Below are 19,382 nucleotides of genomic sequence, written 5' to 3' on the forward strand. Positions count from 1 at the left end.
TTAAAACCTTTAACTTACTGTTGTCCACCCGACATTTGTGAGTACAAGAAGTTTGATTGCTCATTCATTTTTTGAATGGCTTTTTCCATCGCGGTAAACTGACTCCAGTAACGATCTTCTACTTGAACAAGACGACGATTGAAGTTATCAATTCGTGTGTTCATATTTTGTAACTCACGACCAAGGGCATATTGTTGAATCTGGCTCGTCGAGCGACCAGCTTTATCATTGATTCGATTCGCTGTTTGGTCAATCGCATCATTTAACTTATTAAAGATTCCACGATCAGCTCCATCACTACTATTTGTAAAGAGTTGATCGACTGACGTTGGATCATCTCTTAGGGCCGCTCGTAATTTATCTTCATCAATCTCTAATTTACCACCGTCCATATAATTACGGGTTGTGCTAATACCAATAGATGATAAGTGTTTAAAGCTACCTTCAGAGTCAACAGACCCTGTCCACGCTTGGCGCATACTTGATAACCCATCCATTAAAATCCGATCACTTTTTAGTAAACCACTACGTGCTTTTTCTTCCCATAACTCAATCTCACGCTCACTCATTGATTCCATTTCTTCAGCAGTCAGTGGGTCGTAATCTTTGTAACGTTCTTCACGTGTCTTACTAGTGATTTCATCCACTAAAGAATTATATTGATCAACAAACTTAACAATATTATCAAACGCCGTATCTGTATCATCACTAATATTCACATAAGCTGGCGTATCATTAGTGACATTGTTAAAGGTAAAGGTAATGCCATTCAATGTCGTTTGGTTCGTTTTAGATGTTAATTCAACACCGTTGTATTTGAAGGTGGCGTCGGTGCCTCCTTGTTCACCAGCGTATGCCGGATCAGTATTACTGGATCGCATATCAAATAATTGTGCCATAAATGAAGTATCTTCAAACTGTATTTCGGCACCTTCTTGATGATTCCCGGCCTCTACACTCTCTAAAATTATCTTATCTTGGCCCACATCATAAAATGCACGTACACCGTTGTCATCATTCGTGATTTTTGTTAATAGACTTTCGAGTGTCGTGTCATCTGTTACTTTGTATTCGAAATTTTCTTCTTGCTTAGCGGTTTTAAAACTAATGACTGGATCTTCACCATTTTCGATAAAAGCTGCTAGAGCTGAATTACCAAATTCCCCATCGGCGATTTGTGATTTAATCGTCGCAAAAGCATCAATCTCTTTACCTTCAGCTGATAAAGTATTTTGACTGACATTAATTGCTGATGTCGCGAGTTCTGTTACTTCCATTTTATAGCTACCATTAGATGCACTCGATGCTGCCGTTGCCGTTACCGCATTATTTGATGTTGATGTTTGTTTTGACATTAACGAACTAGATAAACGCATCTTTAATAATGCATCATCTAATTCTTTAAGTTTTACGTTAAAATCCCGATAAGAATCTCGTGTCCACTCAAGACGTGTTTTATCTGCTTCTACACGGTTAAGTGGTATCCGCTCTGCACTCATTAAATCTTTGACCATTTGGTCTATATCCATACCTGATGCGAATCCTGAAATACGCATAAAATCACCTTCTCTTATATTTTTTCATCGACAAGAAAACCCATAAACTCTGCCATTTGCGCGTACATATCAAGCATTTTTTCTGGTGGAATTTCTCGTACAAGTTCTTTTGTTTCTCTATCAACTAATTTGACGTAATAGCGATCTAATTTATCATGTAATTCAAACTGAATCGTTGTGTTTGAAGGTTCTAAGAACTTATTCATACCTTCAACCATGCTTTCCATTTCAGCTCTTTCTAAAGGTTTCTGTTCTTTATGTTTTGTCTGTTTAGCTGTCTCTTGATGTGTACTTGTCTCAATCACAAATGATTGTTCAACATGACGTGTTTGATGATTTTCGTTAGGTTGAACAGTATGTGGATGATTCGATTGTAATCAACTGACTTCCATTGATATGTCAACTCCTTTTTATTAGCTGTCATACATATGTATGCAGATTTTTCTATACATCCTTAACTCATTTAACTACACGAACGCTTCTCTTCCATTATATCGACAATCGTTTGGAAATCTTAAATAACTCATAATAACAAAATGATACGAAAAGAAAAGATGAGAGCATAGCCCTCATCCGTTTGTCTTACTTATCTTCAATTAGGTGATGGTCTTTCATGCGAAAGACCCGGTCACAGTAGGTGAGTAAACTTTCATCGTGTGTCACCATAATCGCTGCTTTACTTTTTGCTTTTACTTCTTGTTTAATAAGTGAAACAATTTCATGACTACGGGATTCATCAAGACTCGCTGTTGGTTCATCCGCAAGGATGAGAGCCGGATCATTCATAAAGGCTCTTGCGACGGCTACCCGCTGTTTTTCTCCACCAGATAATTGATGGGGATAATGTTTGCGCCTTTTTTCTAACCCTACATCCGTAAGGAGTGCTTTTGCGCGCGCTTTTCGTTGTTTTTTATCCATTTTATTTAACTTTGCGACTAAGTCTAATTGATCTTCAGCATGAAGATATGGTAATAGTTCCGCTGTCTGAAAGATAAATCCGATATCATTCAGTCTGACATCACTTCTTTGGCCTTCATCTAAGTTTTTAACGGTTTTACCGTTTATCAATACATCCCCATCATCCGTTGTAAGGAGTGCCCCAATAATCGAAAGGAGTGTACTTTTACCAGAACCTGAAGGACCGACAATCGCTACAAATTCACCTTTCTTAATGGAGAAATCAATATTTTGTAATACATCGATATACGTCTCACCATCTTTAAAGCGTTTATTAATCTGTTTAACTTCTAATGGTAATGTCATTATTCAGCTCCTCCCATCGCTTGTTGCGGATCAACTTTTACAATCCGACGGCTAGATAATAGTGCTCCCAATATTGAAACTAAAAACATTGATAAGCTGTATAAAGAAATAGTCGTGATATTAAAATCAAACGGCATGCCTTCTGGTAGTATAAACGTTACCCCATACGTAAATAACACAGCTAATGCTAAACTAAACAGAGACAGAATAACAACTTGCATCAACGTTGAACCAATCAGGAACTGATTCTTTGCTCCAATCGCTTTTAAGATACCAAACTGTTTTAACTTCTGAATAGTAATGATGTAGAAAAAAGCGGCTAAAACAAAGACAGATATGACAATCAGGAAGAAAATCATCATATTTAATGACATCTGTTCTGAAGAGTGTCCAGGCACCGCATCAATAACCTCTGTCTTATCTACCCAGACACCTTCTGATAATACGTTGTCAATCGAAGCTTTAAGAGCATCGTTATCTTCAAATATAACGACAGTATTGGCCACCCGATTAGGGCTGATTTCTTCCGCGTAAAATGCCGCTTCTGAAACATAGACAACAGGTGTATGACGATACGTCTGATCTTCCGTAAAACCAACAACGGTAAAGGTTAGATCTGTTTCTTCATCATAAAGTGTATCGTTTAATTCCACACCATCTGCTTGCATGGTTTGGTCAACAATGATCGTCAAGTCTTCATCATTCGTTAATGCTTCTCCCTCTATCACCCCTGGGTAAAGTTTTGAGTTTGTATCTACCGGAATCATCGTAGCTCCTAGCTTCTCATCTTCTTTACCATCATGAACGAAACGAACTGGATGTGTAATAAGTGGTTGCCAACCTTCTTCAGTTGGCACCTCTTCCAGTAAGTCTTCAATAAGAAAGCCTGACTGATCTAATTCATTTTCACTGTCTGCACTCACATAAAACTCTGTTCCTTCTGACTCTACTAACATGGCGATGTTTTGGTCAGATAACCCTCTAGCTAATCCACTTACAACTAAAACGAGTGAGGCAATTAAAAATAAGATTAACGCAATTAAACCGTACTTAACTTTAGAAAAGCGCATATCTTTAATGGCTAAATGAAACATGTTGTGTCCCCCTCTAATATTGATATTTGTGCTTTATTGAACAATGATCCAATAAGAGTATTTTAACCTTTCGGTTTAAAAAACGCAATTAATCACTATCGGTTCTCAATCTTAAAAAAATCCCCGCAATAGCAAAAAACAATTATCTACACTATTTAAGATAGATGATTGCTTTTTATCTATAACTGTCTCGATTCTTTTTGACTTCCCTTTTATGTTGATACATTCTCATATCCGCTTCACGTAACATGCGGTCTACCATAACTTTATTTGCTAAATCGTCTTTTATGTCACTTTCAATACGCACCATACCATATGAGAGTGTGACGATATCTGTTTGTTGCTTGAACGCTTGATTGATTTTTTCTAAGTTGTGACGAATGTCAGTCTCACTTTTATCTAGTGACACAACGACAAACTCATCCCCGCCAAAGCGAAATCCCTTATGACAATGCTCTTTTATCATATCCGCAAAACTTATTAAGAGTGTATCCCCAGCCTTATGTCCAAATTCATCATTGATTCGTTTAAAATCATTGAAATCCACCATAATAAGTGTCACAACTTTCCAGGCTACCTCTTGTACTAACTTTTCAAGGTATTCATAAAAATACTGACGATTATACAGTTTCGTTAACGGATCTGTAATACTCGCTATTTTTAATTCGTTCACTTTAATCTTTAATTCCATTTCTAAGCTAAGTTTTTCTTCAAATAAACGTGTCAATTCTGAATTAGCATCTAACATGTTTTCAACCATCTTACCGTATTGATCAGGGTAAGGGACAAAAATCAACCAATATCCTCGTTCTGTCTTTACATATTTCAAAAAATAAGCGACTGCCTCTTCTTGTTTAGCTAACTTCATATAAATATCAGTCGTCCCTATTGATTTATCTTCCATTAAAATGTTAATTAGTCGCTTTTTCGAATAACTGTCTACGCTTTCAAAGATCGTTGTCTGATTAAGCGTAACTTTAATGTCTTTTCCGAATAAGTGTAAAATCTCACCGTTTGTATTCACAAGAACACCCGTCACACCTACATCACTTATGGCTTCTAAAAAGCCATCTTGCACTCGTTCTACCATTAGCTACACCACCTAATATCCGCATATTTATATTTTGAATGTCTATTTATCAACATTTTTCAAATAAGTTACGATGTCTTCTTTTTCACAAAACTTTTCCCTTCTTCTAACCAACCACTTAAATCTTTAATTGTTTTAAAGTAATAATCATAGAAAACATGCCTAAGTAACGTTTCATCTCGATGAAACGCGTATCCCCCGACGATAATCACTGGACGTGTTAACGGATCTAATCTTTTTAACGTCTCACTTAATTCTACTGCTTTATCAATATGTTCTGACATCGTAACTGAATAAGCAACAACGTCAACACCAAGTGTTTCAATTCGTTCAATAATATCGCTATTAGGCACATTCGGGCCAAAATCGAATGTTTGAATTTGATACACATTAAACAGATTTTTTATCATTTGAATGCCTAAATAATGCGTATTCGATTCAATAGAAAATACAACCGCCTTTTTTCCTTCAAGTGTAAAAGTCTTGATTGACTCTGCACTGATTTGTGTTAAAACGAACTGAGTAATCGCTGTTGCTGCATGCTCTTGTGCAATGGAAATATCATTCGTTTCCCACAAGTCACCAATACTGTACATCGCATCCGCAATGACCGTATACACATCAATTAATGAGTATTGATTATTTAACGCTGCTTTGATGACGTCATAAGCTTCTCGTGTATGGCCATTCAGTAGAGCGTCAGTATAATTTTCTTTTACCGCTTGTATTGTGGGCATTTTCTTCACCTTCTTCTCTAAACACTCTTTCTATTATCTCTTATGTACCTAGGGTTTTTAATCATCATAGTAAAAGTGTCGTATTATTTAAAACTATTCCCTTTTAGCTCATCGATAAAACGATAGCACTATGTAAGTATAGAATATACGAATCACAACTATGACTTCAGTCATGGAAAATGTAATTAAAACAGTAAAACACTCCAGAAGATCAATCTTGCATCATCTGGAGTGTTCTAAAAATCATTTAATCATCTCTACCTGCAAAAATCATGACGAATTTAAGTAATTGTAAAACAGCAATGGCGGCTGAAGCGACATAGGTTAATGCTGCCGCATTAAGCACCTTACCAACCCCTACTTTTTCTTGCGGAGAGACGAAGTTTAATTCCTCTAACTCAACTTTCGCACGGTGAGACGCATCATACTCTACGGGTAACGTCACCAGTTGAAACAACACCGCAGCTGAGAATAAGCCGATACCAACACCAATCAGCGGCTCAAAAGTAAAGAAACCAAGTATCAATAACCATGGTGCCATTCTAGATCCGATATTTGCCGCTGGAAATAGGGCTGAACGAAACTTCAACATACTATAGCTTTCCGCATGCTGGATCGCATGACCAACCTCGTGCGCCGCAATGGATAATGAAGAAACGGAAGCACCGCTATAAACAGGACCAGATAATCTGACTGTTTTTGAGCGGGGATCATAATGGTCTGATAAGTCACCACGATTTGACCGTTCAATTGTCACATCGTATAAGCCGTGCTTATCTAAAATGGCTCGCGCCACTTGAACACCTGTTAATTGAGCCGATGCCTGAACACGGCTATATTTATGAAAGTTTCCTTTTACTTTTGACTGTGCCCACATCGCAATACCAAAAGCGATGAAAATTAAAAAGTCCATTGGATGGAAGAAAAACATTAGTTGTCACGTCCCTTTGTTGTTTTATTGTAAGTTACAATGTCAGCTTTTACGCCTAATTTTTTTAATTGATGCATCAACCGCTCTAACTTTGATGGTTGTAATGTAAAGCCTCTTATCAAGTGAGTCTGTTGAATTGTATCGTCACACATTCCTCATTCATCCTCTCTTTGTTTCTAAAGATAGTATACCGATTGAATGTGAACTGAATATGAACTCATTAATATTTTTTTAATCTCACAAAAAAAAGTTGTGCCTTGATTTTGATCACTCACGACTTGGACATCACCGCCATGTAAGTGAATGATTTTTTTGACAATGGCTAGACCAAGTCCACTACCCGCATTTTTTTCTGTTCTGGCATCATCAACTTTGTAAAAGCGATCAAAAATATAGGGTAGCTTATCTTTTGGAATGCCGCATCCGGTATCATGGATGCGAATCACGCGACGATCATGTTCTAAATAATAGTTAATATCGATTGAGCCACCAGGATCAGTAAACTTAATCGCATTCGTTATTAAATTAATCCAGACTAACTCCATAAGATCTTCATCTAATTCCAAACTCAACGGTTCTAAATCAACATGGACCGATAAATCTTTTTCTTGCCATAACGGAGCTGTCGTAAGGACAATGGACCGAATCTGTTCATCCAGTCGATACGTTTGTTTGTTTAACGTAAAATGGTCATCATCCAGACGTTGGAGTTTTAACAAATGTGTCGACAAACGTGAGAGACGATCCGCTTCTTGATAAATAATCGCTAAATATTTCGCCTCATCCTCCGGATCAATCACGCCATCTTGAATTGCCTTTGTATAGCCTTTAATCGAGGTGAGTGGTGACTGGATTTCATGAGATACGTTGGAAACAAACACTTTTCTTGATTCATCTGTTGATTTAAGTGTCTGAATCATGTCGTCAAACGAATGCATCAATTGACCAATTTCATCTTCTCTTTCTGTCTTTAAGTCAACATCAAAGTTTCCACGTGTCACTTCTTTTGCAGCGACGGTTAACTTTTTAATACTATTCACAAAGTAGCGTGAGGCAAATAAGATAAAGACACTTCCGATAACTAATACAAACAACAGCGTTCGAATCATCACTTGGCGCCGATTCGCTAAATCATCAGATAAATCAATATCAACCTTCAACACTTCTTTCGCTTCACGATCAAACATTAAATACATCGCTTGCGTTAAATTTTTGGTGTCCTTTATTAAGTAATTATCGTTTTCTTGTTGAGTGAGCAATTGATTCATTTCTCGTTCGGTTAATTCATTTGATAAATCAGTTATTTTTAGCAAGGTGGCATCTATTCCTAAGTCTGTTAAAATCGGCATGATTTTTTCTTTTTCCTCATCACCGGCTAATTTATAGACATGAATAATACCTTGCCTCACTTCAATTAATTCTTCATAGTATTCATCAGCGTCTCCAGCAATTCTTGTTGTAATATAGTATGACAGAATTAAACTACCTAATACACCGATAAGAAAAGTTAAGACGAACTTCCAATAGAGATGTTCTCTCATGGTGCTTCAACCTTTAATTGATAACCAAGCCCTCTAACTGTCACAATCTCAAATGCATGAAGGTTATGCATTTTCTCTCTTAAGCGTTTAATATGAACATCCACGGTTCGTTCATCACCTTCATAATCATATCCCCAGACTTTATCAAGTAATTGTTGTCGCGTTAAAATTCGTCCTTTCTCTTCTGCCAAAGTAAAAAGCAACGCCATTTCTTTTTTCTTTAGCTGAATAACAGCCTGTTCTGTCGTGACGGTCAATTGTTCTAAATCTAGCGTCGTCTTGTTAATCTCTAGCTTTTTATCATGCAGGACATGATGTCTTTTGAGTAAAGCTTTCACCCGTAAGACAAGTTCAATTGGGTCAAACGGTTTCACTAAATAATCATCTGTCCCCGCTTCAAAACCTATCACTTTATCATCTGACTCACCTTTGGCCGTCACTAATAAAATAGGTAGGTCACTGAATATACGTATTGATTCAACGAGTTCTATTCCATTCACTCGAGGCATCATCACATCAATGACCGCAAGGTCAATCCGATTCTTTTCAAGTTGGTCGAGTGCCTCTTCACCATCACACGCTTCAACCACAACAAAATTTTCTTTTTCTAAATATAATCGAATCAATTGTCTAATATGACGATCATCATCGGCCACAAGAATCGTTATCATGCTAAAAATTCCTTCCTTCACTTTCAAAATCGTATCATTGACTTGTTTGTATACTTTTTTAGTGTTGCACATAACCTAGTATAGCGGATACTCTTTCAACCTGTCACTTAAAAACAATCACTCATCTTTCATCGCAAAAATGAATGAATGTCATACAAAGAAAGTATGACTGAGACACTAAACATCCGCACTTGTTTGTGCTACACTAATAACGACTAAAAATTAAGGGGGCATTTCTTTTGGGAACTGACTTGGCACCGAAGGGAAAATCTTGTCGAATAGTAACAACAAAAGTATTGGAAGATGATATTGCGATTGCTTGTCTTGATCATGATAAAGGCTTTATCTATTTTAATCTTTCTGAGATTGACAACCAACCTCAAAACATTAAAAACTATGTCACGCCGCTGATTGACCAAATCAAAGCCGGTGACTTTGAAACACCACTTGTCGATATGAATGATGAAGAAGTTTGTTGCTAGGAAACGTAACTTTCATATAAACAGATAAAAGCATGCGCCTGTAAATGGCACATGCTTTTATCTGTTTATTTTAATGCAAATACATAGCATTTAAACAGCTTTATTAAACGCTTTTTAATGCTTCTTTGATTGGTGTCTTTCCACCAATCACTTGAAACTCTCGTCCGATTAAATGATCGTTTTGAACCGTTTCAACAAGAATGGTCGCGATGTCTTCTCTCGGTACTTCACCGGCATCTACTGTTTCTTTTATATGAACTTCTCCGGTTCCTTGATCATTTGTCAGTCGACCTGGATGAACAATTGTATAATCTAATCCACTTCTTCGTAGCCAATCATCCGCAAAGTGTTTTGCTACCACGTAAGGTTTGAATCCTTCAGGTGCTGACTGAATCGCGTCACGTGTCGTGTCAAAGGAGCTGACCATCACGTAACGCTTGACCCCTGCTTGTTTTGCGGCTTCGATTGTCTTAACTGCCCCGTCTAAATCAATGGTCATCGTTTTATCTGCTCCGGTATTAGGACCAGAACCCGCCGCAAAAATGACCGCATCAATATCTTGATAGACGCGTTTAATACTTGGAATATCGTCTTCTAAATCAACACAAACGGCATCAATACCTCGTTGTAATAATGCTTTTTGTTGGTCTTCTTTTCTCACCATCGCTCTGACAGAGACACCTGGTGCGTCGTGTAAGTGATCAACAACGTGCTGACCAACTTGTCCGTTTGCTCCTACTACTAATACTTTCATCGAATCATCCTTTCTAAAAATATTACATTTTTTTAAATAGTTATAATAGTTTAAGGTGCATTTTTTACTGATAGATAAAAAATTATAAAATATCTTTAATGGAAGAAATATGCCCTTTAGCGATACCGAATTTTTCACCTAATAATAAATGTTGCTTTAAATTTCTTTGGAGTGATGTGTCTTCAGGTAAAGATTCTTTGTTCCCTTTATAACCTGGATATATCCAATCCATATACCAAGTTTCGTCATAACGAATGTCATCAACAGTGAAAAGGTTCTGAAAGAAGACGAGATTACTCTCTTTATTAATTAAATTAGCGATTTCCGGCATTAACATCCACGTATTACAGGTGAGGGGAGTGTTCTTCCACTCAGGGAAATAGTCTTGCTGGAATTCTATGAATTCACGTAATGACGTGATGATAGCGTTAGGATTTAGATTAGCGTCAGAAGGTATATGGATAGCGATTTCTTTTTCTTCACCTTCAATAAACTCATATTCTAAAGAACCTATGCGGAATTCTTTAAGTGCTATTTGTCTTGGAAACCACCACGCCCAAATGAACTTATAAGTATTAAAAGTCTCATAATGTTCATGAAGAAAGCGAGTACAAAACTTCATCGTAGCTATAAATATATCTAGTGGAATGAATCGGTTGATATATTCATAATATGAATAGGCCCTTACGATATACAATAATTCCCACAGAACACCAATGCCATCGTTATCATTTACAAGTAACTTTTCGAGGTCAGAAATCCCCTCATCCCATGTCTTCGGATTTAGAATCTTATTTCTAATCGACAGAGGAATGGTTATATCTCTTCTCTCTTTATAATCTAGCAACAAATTTGCTACCTCATTAGGTAACTCCATAAGTTGATATAACTCATACTCTGTCATTTCTCTCATGTATAATGATTTTAAAAGTCATAATCATACTTCCTTTCTTTTGATATGTAATCGCCATTCATATGCACAAGTATTTTGTTTTTAAATACAAGACCAGTACATTTTATAAAACTAAAACTTACCATTCTATTTAAAAAAGAAGTAAATTTACACGTCTCAGAGTCATATTATAATTTTATCTTTCTCCCTAAAGTCATCCCCTAATATGTACTATTACCTTTATCGAAAGGATTAAAACATCCTTACCCGAAGCGTTTACGATACCCACACTTACGGCATAGCTCTTCAACGGCTTCGCGCCTTGAGAAACCATCAATAATATTTGTGCTACGCTCATTTGTGATAATGTCCCCAAATGACGTGTCATCTACATTACCTAAGTTAATCACGCCTTCTCCATCTAAACAACAAGGAATCACGGTCCCGTCTGTTAAAATACCGACTTGATTACGTAAACCGTGACAAAAACCAACCCCATCATCTTCCTCTTCGTCAAGTGATGGCCAAGTAAATTGATAGTCTTGATTTAAATAAACCCCTTCTGCGAGTTTAACCCCCTGTGTCGGCGATAACCGGTCAATTAAAGGCTCAGTCACGTTAAATGTCTCTTCAAGGCGACGGAGAATATTGGCGTTAGACTGGCGGATTGCCTCTGTTTCTTCATCTTTTTTTAAGTTCCAAAGCCGAAACGAGACAATGGTCTCACTTGTTTCTTTTAACGTTTTCACAAACGTTAAAATATCCTCTAAATACTTGTCACCATCAATCTTAAATGGTTGACCTTCAAAGCTATGGAGGGAAAAGTTAAGCTGTCTGAGTGCCGGCTGATCAAACAAATGTTGTTGTTTCTTTTTAATCAATGTGCCATTAGTCGTTATATTGACTTTAAAACCGAACTGATGACTGAGTTGTAATAACTCATGTAGTTTGGAATGTAGTAAGGGTTCACCTTTCACATGGAAATTCAAATAGTCCGTGTAGGGTCTTATTTCTTCTAATCGTTGTTTAAATATATCTGGGGTAATAAACGCTTTTGGACGTAATGTTTCAGGACAAAACGTACACGCTAAATTACACACACTGGTAATTTCTAAGTAAAACTTTTTAAACCGTGGCAATGACATCATCCTATTCTTTTATATGTTCGTTATTATCTGTTTTATAATACCTGTCTATCTAACATGTTGGTTCCTATCCATTATAAGCGATTTAGCTTAATGGTACACGTTCATTTTGTGAACAATTGGGCTCTAATCTGTTGATAGACTCTACCATTCATGATGAGTTTCTAGTAGAATGAAACTTATCAACGATAAAGGGGGATGCCGCTTATTTAGGGCGAATAACACAATGACTTATAAAATGATTGTATTAGATTTAGATGACACCTTACTAAGAGATGACCACACGATTTCACCACGAACAAAAGAGATGCTATTTAAATCGCAAGATGCTGGCGTTAAAGTCGTGCTTGCGTCTGGACGACCGACTTATGCGATGCGTGCGTTAGGTGATGAGTTACGTCTGGCTGATTACGGTAGTTACTTATTATCATTTAACGGGGGACGGATCACAAACTGTCAAACGAATGAAGATACCTTCTCTAGTACGTTAACTTTAGACGATGTACGTTTCTTAAAAGACTTAAGTGACAAAGAACACGTCTTTATTCATACGTATGTTGGTGACAACATTATTACGGACAAAAATAATAAATATACAACAATCGAAGCTGACATTACGGGTCTACCGATCACGGAAGTCGATGATTTTGTAAAATCTGTACCAGAACCTCCGGTAAAAGTATTGATGGTGGAAGACCCAGAAATATTAAAACCGTTAGAAAAGAAATTGCAGCAAGAACTATCTGAGCGTTTCAGTGTGCTTCGTTCAAAACCTTATTTCTTAGAATTCACAGAAAAAGGTGTCACAAAAGGCACAACGCTTGATCACTTAATTAAACAATTAGGGATCAAGCGGGAAGAAGTGATTGCGATTGGGGATAGTTATAACGACCAATCCATGATTGAATTTGCCGGTCTTGGTGTGGCGATGGGGAATGCACCTGACGACATTAAAGCGATCAGTGACTACGTGACGACTTCCAATATGGAAGACGGTGTTGCTCACGTTGTCGAAAAGTTCATTTTTGATGAAGATTAAAAATTCCCATAACCTTTAAAAATATACTAAAGTGCCACTTAACTCTTAAATCGTTCAATGAGTTAAGTGGCACTTTTTTATTCCAGGTTTATTCATTTTGATTTCGATTGGTCTGAAATTTTAAGTAATGGTGGTACGACCGTCATCACAATAAATGCCGCAACAATCGCCTCTCCAATACCATTGGACAAAAAGACAGTAAAGACAGCGACAATGACCCCACTGACAGATGAGACATCAATCGCTTGTGCATACGCATCATAAAAGACAACCGCAATCGCGCCCATGACTAGAAAGGTGTGAATAATCGTTGTGACAAGTCCTGTTAAAAATAGGCTTGTTTTTTCTTTTATTTTCTTTAGTGTAATGAGCCTATTAAAGCCTTTCACAAAGAAGTACGGAAGGATGCCAATAATGACCCGTGGCAAAATCGCCACCACGAGCGCCATGAAACTCCCCCGATCGTTCCTAGCACCGGAATAGCTGGTGAGAAGGCAAATGATAGAAGTGTCGGTGCCAGCGTGTTATTAATGACACTTGTTGTCCCGAATGCTAGACCTAAAAATGCGCCAATCTTAGGTCCAAGGATAATAGAACCAATGATGACCGGAATATGGATCAAGGTCGCTTTAATCACACCTAAATGAATAAAACCAATCGGTGTAAAGGCAAAAAGTAAAATAATAGATAGAAAAATAGCGGTTAATGTAAATTGTTTAATGTTCATGTTGTTCACCTCTTTATAAAAACTCGTTGTCCCTTTAGATTTGACAGTTGTCTTGACTAGAGACGTCCTTTACTTATTTTAATGGAATTTGAAAATTAATCAACTCTTTATTGAAACAAAATCTTCATATTTGATCATTCCGAACTTTTCCTTTTTCTTATCTTATATTCCATGTATGTTTTTTTAAAATTAGCTCACATTAAACAGCAGAAAGGAGGCGTTATGATGACACAATTAACAACGCTAGAGGTTGAACATTTACGACACTTGATAGGTGGGCACGGAATGATTGTAAAAAAATTGAACAGTTATGCGGAAAGTTGCAGTGATCCCACACTAAAAACGTTATTAGAAAATGATGCAAATGCCGCAAGTCAAGCACAGCAAACACTACTCTCATTTTTAGGATAGGAGGAAAAAAACATGTTGCAAGATAAAGAAATCGTCAATGATTATTTATCAGGGATTAATGCCAGTCTTACTGGTTATGCGACTGTCATCACAGAAACAAATCACCCTGACTTAAGACAAACCATTATTGAGTTAAGAAATCAAGATGAGGTAAGACAGCGTCATCTGTATGAGTATGCGTTAGAACATCAATTTTATACCCCTGCAGCTCCAGCACCAGGTGATATTATCCAATCAACGAAAAGCGAACTAACATCACAAGGTTGATTCGAATGAATAAATGCCTCAGAAGAGTAAAAAACTCTTCCTGAGGCGTTTAAATATATATTATTTAGTTTTTCTAAAAATCTATACCTTCTTTCTTTTTAAAATTAAATGGCTGAAGAATGCTATGTCTTGATACTCTCTAACCTCTGAAACTTTCAACTCCATCTCAATCATTTTTCTTTGCCATTCTAAATCCTTTTGTATCTCTTGATTTTGTTGTAAATCCCAAAAAGTTCTAAGTCCCATCTTTTTATCAATCTTTAAATGATTACACCATTTTTCTATATCTGTATCGTCATAGTAATGAATTAGATCCGCACTTTCTGTCTTTCCATTCTCACCTTTTAAAAGCTTTTCTGCATGCTCAAAATCATTTAGTAAAACTACCATTTGCATTACTCTTCCAGGTACATTATGCTTTATGATTGATATAAAACCATCACTTTTTAATAACCTTGAAAATTCCTTAATGATATCTTTTCTTTCACGAGCATATTCAAAGACATTATGACAAATAATAACGTCGAAGAATTGATTTTCAAATTGTTTTAGACTTTTAATATCACCACAAATTTGAGTATAGGCGTTATCACAATACCTATTATTAATAGTTTCTTCACATGGCTCAATAGCTACAACATCATTATGTATTGCTAAATGATTGGCAGTAATGCCAAGCCCACTTCCGAAGTCTAATATTTTTTTCCCTTTTATATCACCTAACTGTACCCATGTGATTTTTTTGCTAACCGTTCCCAAGGTTGTAACTCAAATAAATCCACACTTTCACCTATCCTTCATTTTATTTTAATTGTTTAATATTTAGTTGACATGATGATGTTATCATATTAGCTTCATAGTCCAATATGTCTAAATCACAACATCACCATGAACCCTTAATTTTCGCTATCTATTAACATTTATCTATTAATTTTTCAAAAAAATTAATAGGCAAGATGTCTGTTCTAATTAATATAAGCCATTTAGAAATAATGTGTCGTCTTCAAAAATATCTAGAAAACTAATCTGTCCATCACCCGTCACATGGGCCCGGCCTGTTACTTTGCCTTGTTGGTCATCACCGTCATCTACATGAACGGTAAAATGATAATCACCTTCTGCTTCTTGTTTTTCAATCGTGATATTACTGATGTTTAAGTCAATGTCATTATAATAGGCAAAGACTGGATAGGAGAGTAAATATCTTACTATATATTCATCATAATAGCTATCGGTTAGAAGCATGCGATAATGCCCATCTAAATATTGATTAAGCGGTGTATCATTTGTTAAATCAATGTTTCCATTATCATTAATCATAATGTGACTATCAGGTGATTCTAACGCTTGAATCAGCGCCTCCTCAGCTGTTGAAAACTGGATAGTGAGTAATTCTCTTAAAGCTCTTTCACGGCCATCCGCTTTATCTACATCTAATAATCTCAGCATAATATAGCCACCTAGTATTATAAAAATGGCAATGATTGAAAGTAATACGGTCTGTGACGTCGTTCTCTTGGTTGATTGATTTTCTTGTGAGTCTTTGTTTAAAACTGTCATCACTAAGTCTCCTCTCTCAAATTAATACTTGAAACGGTCACTGAGTTATTACGACAATTTTTCTATCGCTGTTAGTCGCTCTTTTGCCTGTCGATCTCCTTTTAGTGCAGCGAGGCGATACCAATACTTAGCCTTTTTTAAATTGACTGGTGTCCCAATCCCATTTTCATAACAATGTCCTAAATTATATTCACCATATGAATCACCACGATCGGCCGCCATTTGATACCAGGCAAGTGCATCCGTACTCTTACCCAACTCAATTGCTTCATGGCCTAATCTATTCGCCGCAAAGTCATCACCGTGACGCGCCGATTCAATAAACCATGCTCTTGATACAACAGGATCTATCGCTGTACCGACGCCATTCTCATACATATAACCTAGTGTATACATCGCTTCTGGTACGCTTTTATCAGCGGCTTGTTTAAAAATCATAAGCGCCTTTTCTTCATCTTTCTCTACGTACTCACCCCGTAAGTACATATCAGCATAATTATTTAAGGCATCACCATGTCCTAATTCAGCCGCTCTCTTATAGTTAAGAAATGTTTGTTCAAGATCATGTTGCACAACTTGACCGACAAAATACTCATTTCCTAGCCAGTAATAAGCATCAGCATTGCCAAGCTCAGCTGCATGTTTAAACCAGTCAAATGCCCATTGATCACGGTCAATCGATTTATAAAAATGAGCGAGGGCTACTTGTGCATCCGCATGACCATTTACTGCTTGTTGGTACAAGGCTATCGCCTCTTCTTCTTGATTATCACTTAAAAAAAGATCGACTGATCCATTTGTTGGGTTTAACATTTCTAAAAGGACGATAGTCAAATCACGAACAAGTATCTCGGTATATTGTTTTTCAAATGTCTCAACGCTCATCAATTGTGTATACAAAACATAAATATCATACGCCAGCTCTTCTCGGGAAGTCAAACAGGTTGTTAAAATAGCTTGCATATCTTTAATAAAATGATCGCTTACAGTTAAAGATTCAAGTAGCTCTGCCGCCTTTGTGTAACCCTTTTTTAGTAGTGTTTGTTGTAAGTCCATAAATAACACCTTTCTTATCGAAATGTAATTAAAGTATCGCATAATTCATGAGTAAATAGAAGTGAATTTAACGACATGCTCTATTACTTGTTTAATTAAATCCACAATATTCATATTTCAAATGCGCAAAATATTATCATATGCATATGATAATTTAGAAACGTTAATGAAATGATGAAAGGATTGAGAACATGTCTTATTTCCCTTATACGTACGGACAGTCTTATCACCCCCCTATAACGCTTATGCAGGCACACATTCATATGAAAGAACATCTGTTTATCCGAGGTATCCATATCCCGTAACAGACAACACTGGTCATTATAATAGCTATTTAATTGATGGTTATAGAAATATGAGATTAACGGATTATGGACCAAATCCATTCGTGATAGATATCAATCAAGCGACCAGACAAAATCAAACATTTCGGACCACTTTATGGACTGGTGAGCACCTTCAAGTAACGTTGATGAGTATCGGTGTTGGTGAGGATATTGGTTTAGAAATGCATCCAAATGTTGATCAGTTTTTACGAGTGGAACAAGGATTTGGAGTAGTTGAGATGGGTAGCAGTAAAAATACGATGGACTTTAGGAGAACGATTCAAGACGATTCTGCCATTATTATACCTGCCGGCACTTGGCATAATATTATCAATATAGGTAATAGTCCTCTAAGATTATATTCAATTTATGCGCCACCTAATCACCCATTTAATACGGTTCACCCAACAAAGCAAGATGCAATGGAGAAAGAGCACCATCACAGCCACCACAATGGTACAATATTCGGCAAAACACCCGATGAATGGATCATGCACACGCAGTTTTTAGTAGAAGAAGGATTAGAGGATTATAAAAAAGGTGTAAACATGACCCACATACTTCAAGAATTTATCCTAATGGGCGTTCTTGTTGGAAAAGGATTTTCTCCTGAAAAAGCTTATGAAATGGTGGAAGAATGGGAGCGAACAGGGGAATCGAAACTGCTTCAACAAAGTAAACAAATGTAGTTAGAGCTCCGAGAAATGATTAAGTTTAAAACTTATAGTAGCTTCTTATGCCAGTCATTCATACTAATTAGCTAACCCCATGAATGATTACCTTAGTTACGTAAATTATTTTAATTAAATCCTATCATCACACAAATATCTGATTTTACAAATAGAATAACTTTAATTCCATTATGATAACAATATTTTATCAATATCTTCTCTAATCACTATAAAAAAGAAATATAGTTCATTCTCTGTATAATACTTACAAATTAATGAGGTATATGCTAAACTATGAATATCAAATACAAAGACATGATTGTTAATTTAACGAATGTAGTGATGATAGAAAATCATACGACATTAGCAAGAAGTAGTCTAGATTAAGTAATAATACCGTTAACCTCTCTCATTTTGAGAGGTTAACTAAAGTACACGATAATTATGTAAATTACAATCAAACACAAAGGAGTAGAAAATGACAAAGAAACAAGTTAGAGATCTTAAAAGCATACTGACATTTATATTTATTACTATTGGTTTTTTTCTTTATGAACCGTTAAAAGACACTATTGATCCGGCTATTTATATCTTCGGAGGGTTATTGCTTGCGGTATTTCTAGGGCATGGTATCGGTTCACTTATTCCTGTAAAGAAATCAAAGCGTAAAACAAAAAAAAAAGCCACAACCTCTAAGACGGTGAGTAAAAAATCAACAAAGAACACTCCTAAAAAGAATCACAATCAATTAAGAGCTAAAAAAGAAATATTAACTCTTCCGTTTGAGAAGCTAACATGGCGTGAATTTGAAAGACTCTGCTATTACTACTTTGAAGCTAAAGGTCAAAAACCTGAAGAAACAAAAGAAGGAGCTGACGGTGGTATTGATTTAATAATATGGAGCGAGAAAGATCAAGCGAGAGAAGCAGTCCAAATTAAAAAGTATACTAAACAGCAAGTAGACGTTAAAATCATTAGAGAATTGAATACAGCAAAGAAAAATCACAACTGTATACTTGCACGACTTATTACAACATCAGACATCACAACTGCAGCAATGCGTGAAGCCGGAGACAATAGAATTACTACAAACGATAAATATTGGGTAGAGAACAAGTTACTAACATGGCGTGATCAAGAAGCGAAACGTTTAAAGCATATAAAATAAC

The 19,382-nt window shown here is 36.3% G+C and carries 23 protein-coding genes and 1 pseudogene; 6 read left to right on the plus strand and 18 right to left on the minus strand.

Annotated elements, in window-relative coordinates; translation table 11 throughout:
• Window positions 1–14 precede the first annotated feature (14 nt).
• The 10 genes and pseudogenes from JCM19043_RS10760 to JCM19043_RS10800 form a co-directional block, all read right to left on the minus strand.
• The gene (locus tag JCM19043_RS10760) at window positions 15–1,556 is read right to left on the minus strand and encodes a flagellar hook-associated protein 2 (RefSeq protein ID WP_062322437.1); all 1,542 of its coding nucleotides are present in this window, start codon (window positions 1,554–1,556) and stop codon (window positions 15–17) included.
• Window positions 1,557–1,570: 14 nt separating this feature from the next.
• Window positions 1,571–1,882 (minus strand): annotated as a pseudogene (gene flaG / locus JCM19043_RS10765) (flagellar protein FlaG); the annotation flags it as partial.
• 256 nt (window positions 1,883–2,138) lie between these two features.
• Complete coding sequence (locus JCM19043_RS10770) at window positions 2,139–2,819, minus strand: ABC transporter ATP-binding protein (protein ID WP_062322441.1); 681 nt, start codon at window positions 2,817–2,819, stop codon at window positions 2,139–2,141.
• Window positions 2,819–3,913 (minus strand): ABC transporter permease, encoded by a 1,095-nt coding sequence (locus JCM19043_RS10775; RefSeq protein ID WP_062322443.1) that lies wholly within the window; start codon window positions 3,911–3,913, stop codon window positions 2,819–2,821. The genes JCM19043_RS10770 and JCM19043_RS10775 overlap by 1 nt, the downstream gene beginning before the upstream one ends.
• A 175-nt stretch (window positions 3,914–4,088) precedes the next feature.
• Window positions 4,089–5,003, minus strand: a complete 915-nt coding sequence (locus JCM19043_RS10780; RefSeq protein ID WP_062322445.1) for a GGDEF domain-containing protein — start codon at window positions 5,001–5,003, stop codon at window positions 4,089–4,091.
• A gap of 68 nt (window positions 5,004–5,071) precedes the next feature.
• Window positions 5,072–5,740, minus strand: coding sequence for a B12-binding domain-containing protein (locus JCM19043_RS10785; protein ID WP_062322447.1), 669 nt, complete (start codon window positions 5,738–5,740; stop codon window positions 5,072–5,074).
• A gap of 247 nt (window positions 5,741–5,987) precedes the next feature.
• A complete protein-coding gene (locus JCM19043_RS10790; protein ID WP_231631511.1) occupies window positions 5,988–6,653 on the minus strand; it encodes a zinc metallopeptidase in 666 nt (221 codons plus the stop codon).
• 17 nt (window positions 6,654–6,670) lie between these two features.
• Window positions 6,671–6,823 (minus strand): hypothetical protein, encoded by a 153-nt coding sequence (locus JCM19043_RS16510; protein WP_156321399.1) that lies wholly within the window; start codon window positions 6,821–6,823, stop codon window positions 6,671–6,673.
• Window positions 6,824–6,847: 24 nt separating this feature from the next.
• Window positions 6,848–8,212 carry a cell wall metabolism sensor histidine kinase WalK gene (locus tag JCM19043_RS10795; RefSeq protein WP_062322451.1) on the minus strand — a complete coding sequence of 455 codons (1,365 nt, stop codon included), beginning with the start codon at window positions 8,210–8,212 and terminating at the stop codon, window positions 6,848–6,850.
• On the minus strand, window positions 8,209–8,883 hold the full coding sequence (locus JCM19043_RS10800; protein WP_062322453.1) for a response regulator transcription factor: 675 nt from the start codon (window positions 8,881–8,883) through the stop codon (window positions 8,209–8,211). Before JCM19043_RS10800 ends, JCM19043_RS10795 begins: the two co-directional genes overlap by 4 nt.
• Before the next feature lie 239 nt (window positions 8,884–9,122).
• Between JCM19043_RS10800 and JCM19043_RS10805 the strand changes: the two genes are divergently transcribed.
• On the plus strand, window positions 9,123–9,365 hold the full coding sequence (locus tag JCM19043_RS10805) for a hypothetical protein (RefSeq protein WP_062322455.1): 243 nt from the start codon (window positions 9,123–9,125) through the stop codon (window positions 9,363–9,365).
• A gap of 103 nt (window positions 9,366–9,468) precedes the next feature.
• Here the strand turns inward: JCM19043_RS10805 and JCM19043_RS10810 are convergent, their stop codons facing one another.
• The 3 genes from JCM19043_RS10810 to JCM19043_RS10820 all read right to left on the minus strand — a co-directional run bounded on the left by JCM19043_RS10810 (window position 9,469) and on the right by JCM19043_RS10820 (window position 12,150).
• The gene (locus tag JCM19043_RS10810) at window positions 9,469–10,119 is read right to left on the minus strand and encodes an SDR family oxidoreductase (RefSeq protein ID WP_062322457.1); all 651 of its coding nucleotides are present in this window, start codon (window positions 10,117–10,119) and stop codon (window positions 9,469–9,471) included.
• A gap of 82 nt (window positions 10,120–10,201) precedes the next feature.
• The gene (locus JCM19043_RS10815) at window positions 10,202–11,032 is read right to left on the minus strand and encodes an acyltransferase domain-containing protein (RefSeq protein WP_062322459.1); all 831 of its coding nucleotides are present in this window, start codon (window positions 11,030–11,032) and stop codon (window positions 10,202–10,204) included.
• Window positions 11,033–11,274: 242 nt separating this feature from the next.
• Window positions 11,275–12,150: a radical SAM/SPASM domain-containing protein gene (locus JCM19043_RS10820; RefSeq protein ID WP_062322461.1), complete on the minus strand. Its 876-nt coding sequence runs from the start codon at window positions 12,148–12,150 to the stop codon at window positions 11,275–11,277.
• Between the two features lie 232 nt (window positions 12,151–12,382).
• On the opposite strand from JCM19043_RS10820, the gene JCM19043_RS10825 reads away from it, so the two are divergent.
• The gene (locus JCM19043_RS10825) at window positions 12,383–13,195 is read left to right on the plus strand and encodes a Cof-type HAD-IIB family hydrolase (protein WP_062322463.1); all 813 of its coding nucleotides are present in this window, start codon (window positions 12,383–12,385) and stop codon (window positions 13,193–13,195) included.
• 92 nt (window positions 13,196–13,287) lie between these two features.
• Here JCM19043_RS10825 and JCM19043_RS17710 read toward each other — a convergent pair whose 3' ends face one another.
• Together JCM19043_RS17710 and JCM19043_RS17715 are read right to left on the minus strand one after the other, a co-directional pair.
• Window positions 13,288–13,644: an ECF transporter S component gene (locus JCM19043_RS17710; protein ID WP_231631512.1), complete on the minus strand. Its 357-nt coding sequence runs from the start codon at window positions 13,642–13,644 to the stop codon at window positions 13,288–13,290.
• Window positions 13,581–13,922, minus strand: a complete 342-nt coding sequence (locus tag JCM19043_RS17715) for an ECF transporter S component (protein WP_231631513.1) — start codon at window positions 13,920–13,922, stop codon at window positions 13,581–13,583. Before JCM19043_RS17715 ends, JCM19043_RS17710 begins: the two co-directional genes overlap by 64 nt.
• 225 nt (window positions 13,923–14,147) lie before the next feature.
• Here JCM19043_RS17715 and JCM19043_RS10835 point away from each other — a divergent pair, with 225 nt between their 5' ends.
• Window positions 14,148–14,333 (plus strand): hypothetical protein, encoded by a 186-nt coding sequence (locus JCM19043_RS10835; RefSeq protein WP_062322466.1) that lies wholly within the window; start codon window positions 14,148–14,150, stop codon window positions 14,331–14,333.
• Between the two features lie 12 nt (window positions 14,334–14,345).
• Window positions 14,346–14,600: a spore coat protein gene (locus tag JCM19043_RS10840; protein ID WP_089854863.1), complete on the plus strand. Its 255-nt coding sequence runs from the start codon at window positions 14,346–14,348 to the stop codon at window positions 14,598–14,600.
• 81 nt (window positions 14,601–14,681) lie between these two features.
• Here JCM19043_RS10840 and JCM19043_RS10845 read toward each other — a convergent pair whose 3' ends face one another.
• The 3 genes from JCM19043_RS10845 to JCM19043_RS10855 form a co-directional block, all read right to left on the minus strand.
• Window positions 14,682–15,359: a class I SAM-dependent methyltransferase gene (locus tag JCM19043_RS10845; protein ID WP_143103174.1), complete on the minus strand. Its 678-nt coding sequence runs from the start codon at window positions 15,357–15,359 to the stop codon at window positions 14,682–14,684.
• 210 nt (window positions 15,360–15,569) lie between these two features.
• The gene (locus JCM19043_RS10850) at window positions 15,570–16,160 is read right to left on the minus strand and encodes a hypothetical protein (RefSeq protein ID WP_062322467.1); all 591 of its coding nucleotides are present in this window, start codon (window positions 16,158–16,160) and stop codon (window positions 15,570–15,572) included.
• Between the two features lie 48 nt (window positions 16,161–16,208).
• Window positions 16,209–17,258 carry a tetratricopeptide repeat protein gene (locus tag JCM19043_RS10855; protein ID WP_231631514.1) on the minus strand — a complete coding sequence of 350 codons (1,050 nt, stop codon included), beginning with the start codon at window positions 17,256–17,258 and terminating at the stop codon, window positions 16,209–16,211.
• Window positions 17,259–17,571: 313 nt separating this feature from the next.
• Between JCM19043_RS10855 and JCM19043_RS10860 the strand changes: the two genes are divergently transcribed.
• Together JCM19043_RS10860 and JCM19043_RS10865 are read left to right on the plus strand one after the other, a co-directional pair.
• The gene (locus JCM19043_RS10860; RefSeq protein WP_062322471.1) at window positions 17,572–18,231 is read left to right on the plus strand and encodes a cupin domain-containing protein; all 660 of its coding nucleotides are present in this window, start codon (window positions 17,572–17,574) and stop codon (window positions 18,229–18,231) included.
• Between the two features lie 460 nt (window positions 18,232–18,691).
• Window positions 18,692–19,381, plus strand: coding sequence for a restriction endonuclease (locus JCM19043_RS10865; protein ID WP_062322473.1), 690 nt, complete (start codon window positions 18,692–18,694; stop codon window positions 19,379–19,381).
• Window position 19,382: the final 1 nt, after the last annotated feature.

The sequence above is a fragment of the Halolactibacillus sp. JCM 19043 genome, from assembly GCF_001310395.1.
Taxonomy (GTDB): Bacteria; Bacillota; Bacilli; order Bacillales; family Amphibacillaceae; genus Halolactibacillus; species Halolactibacillus miurensis.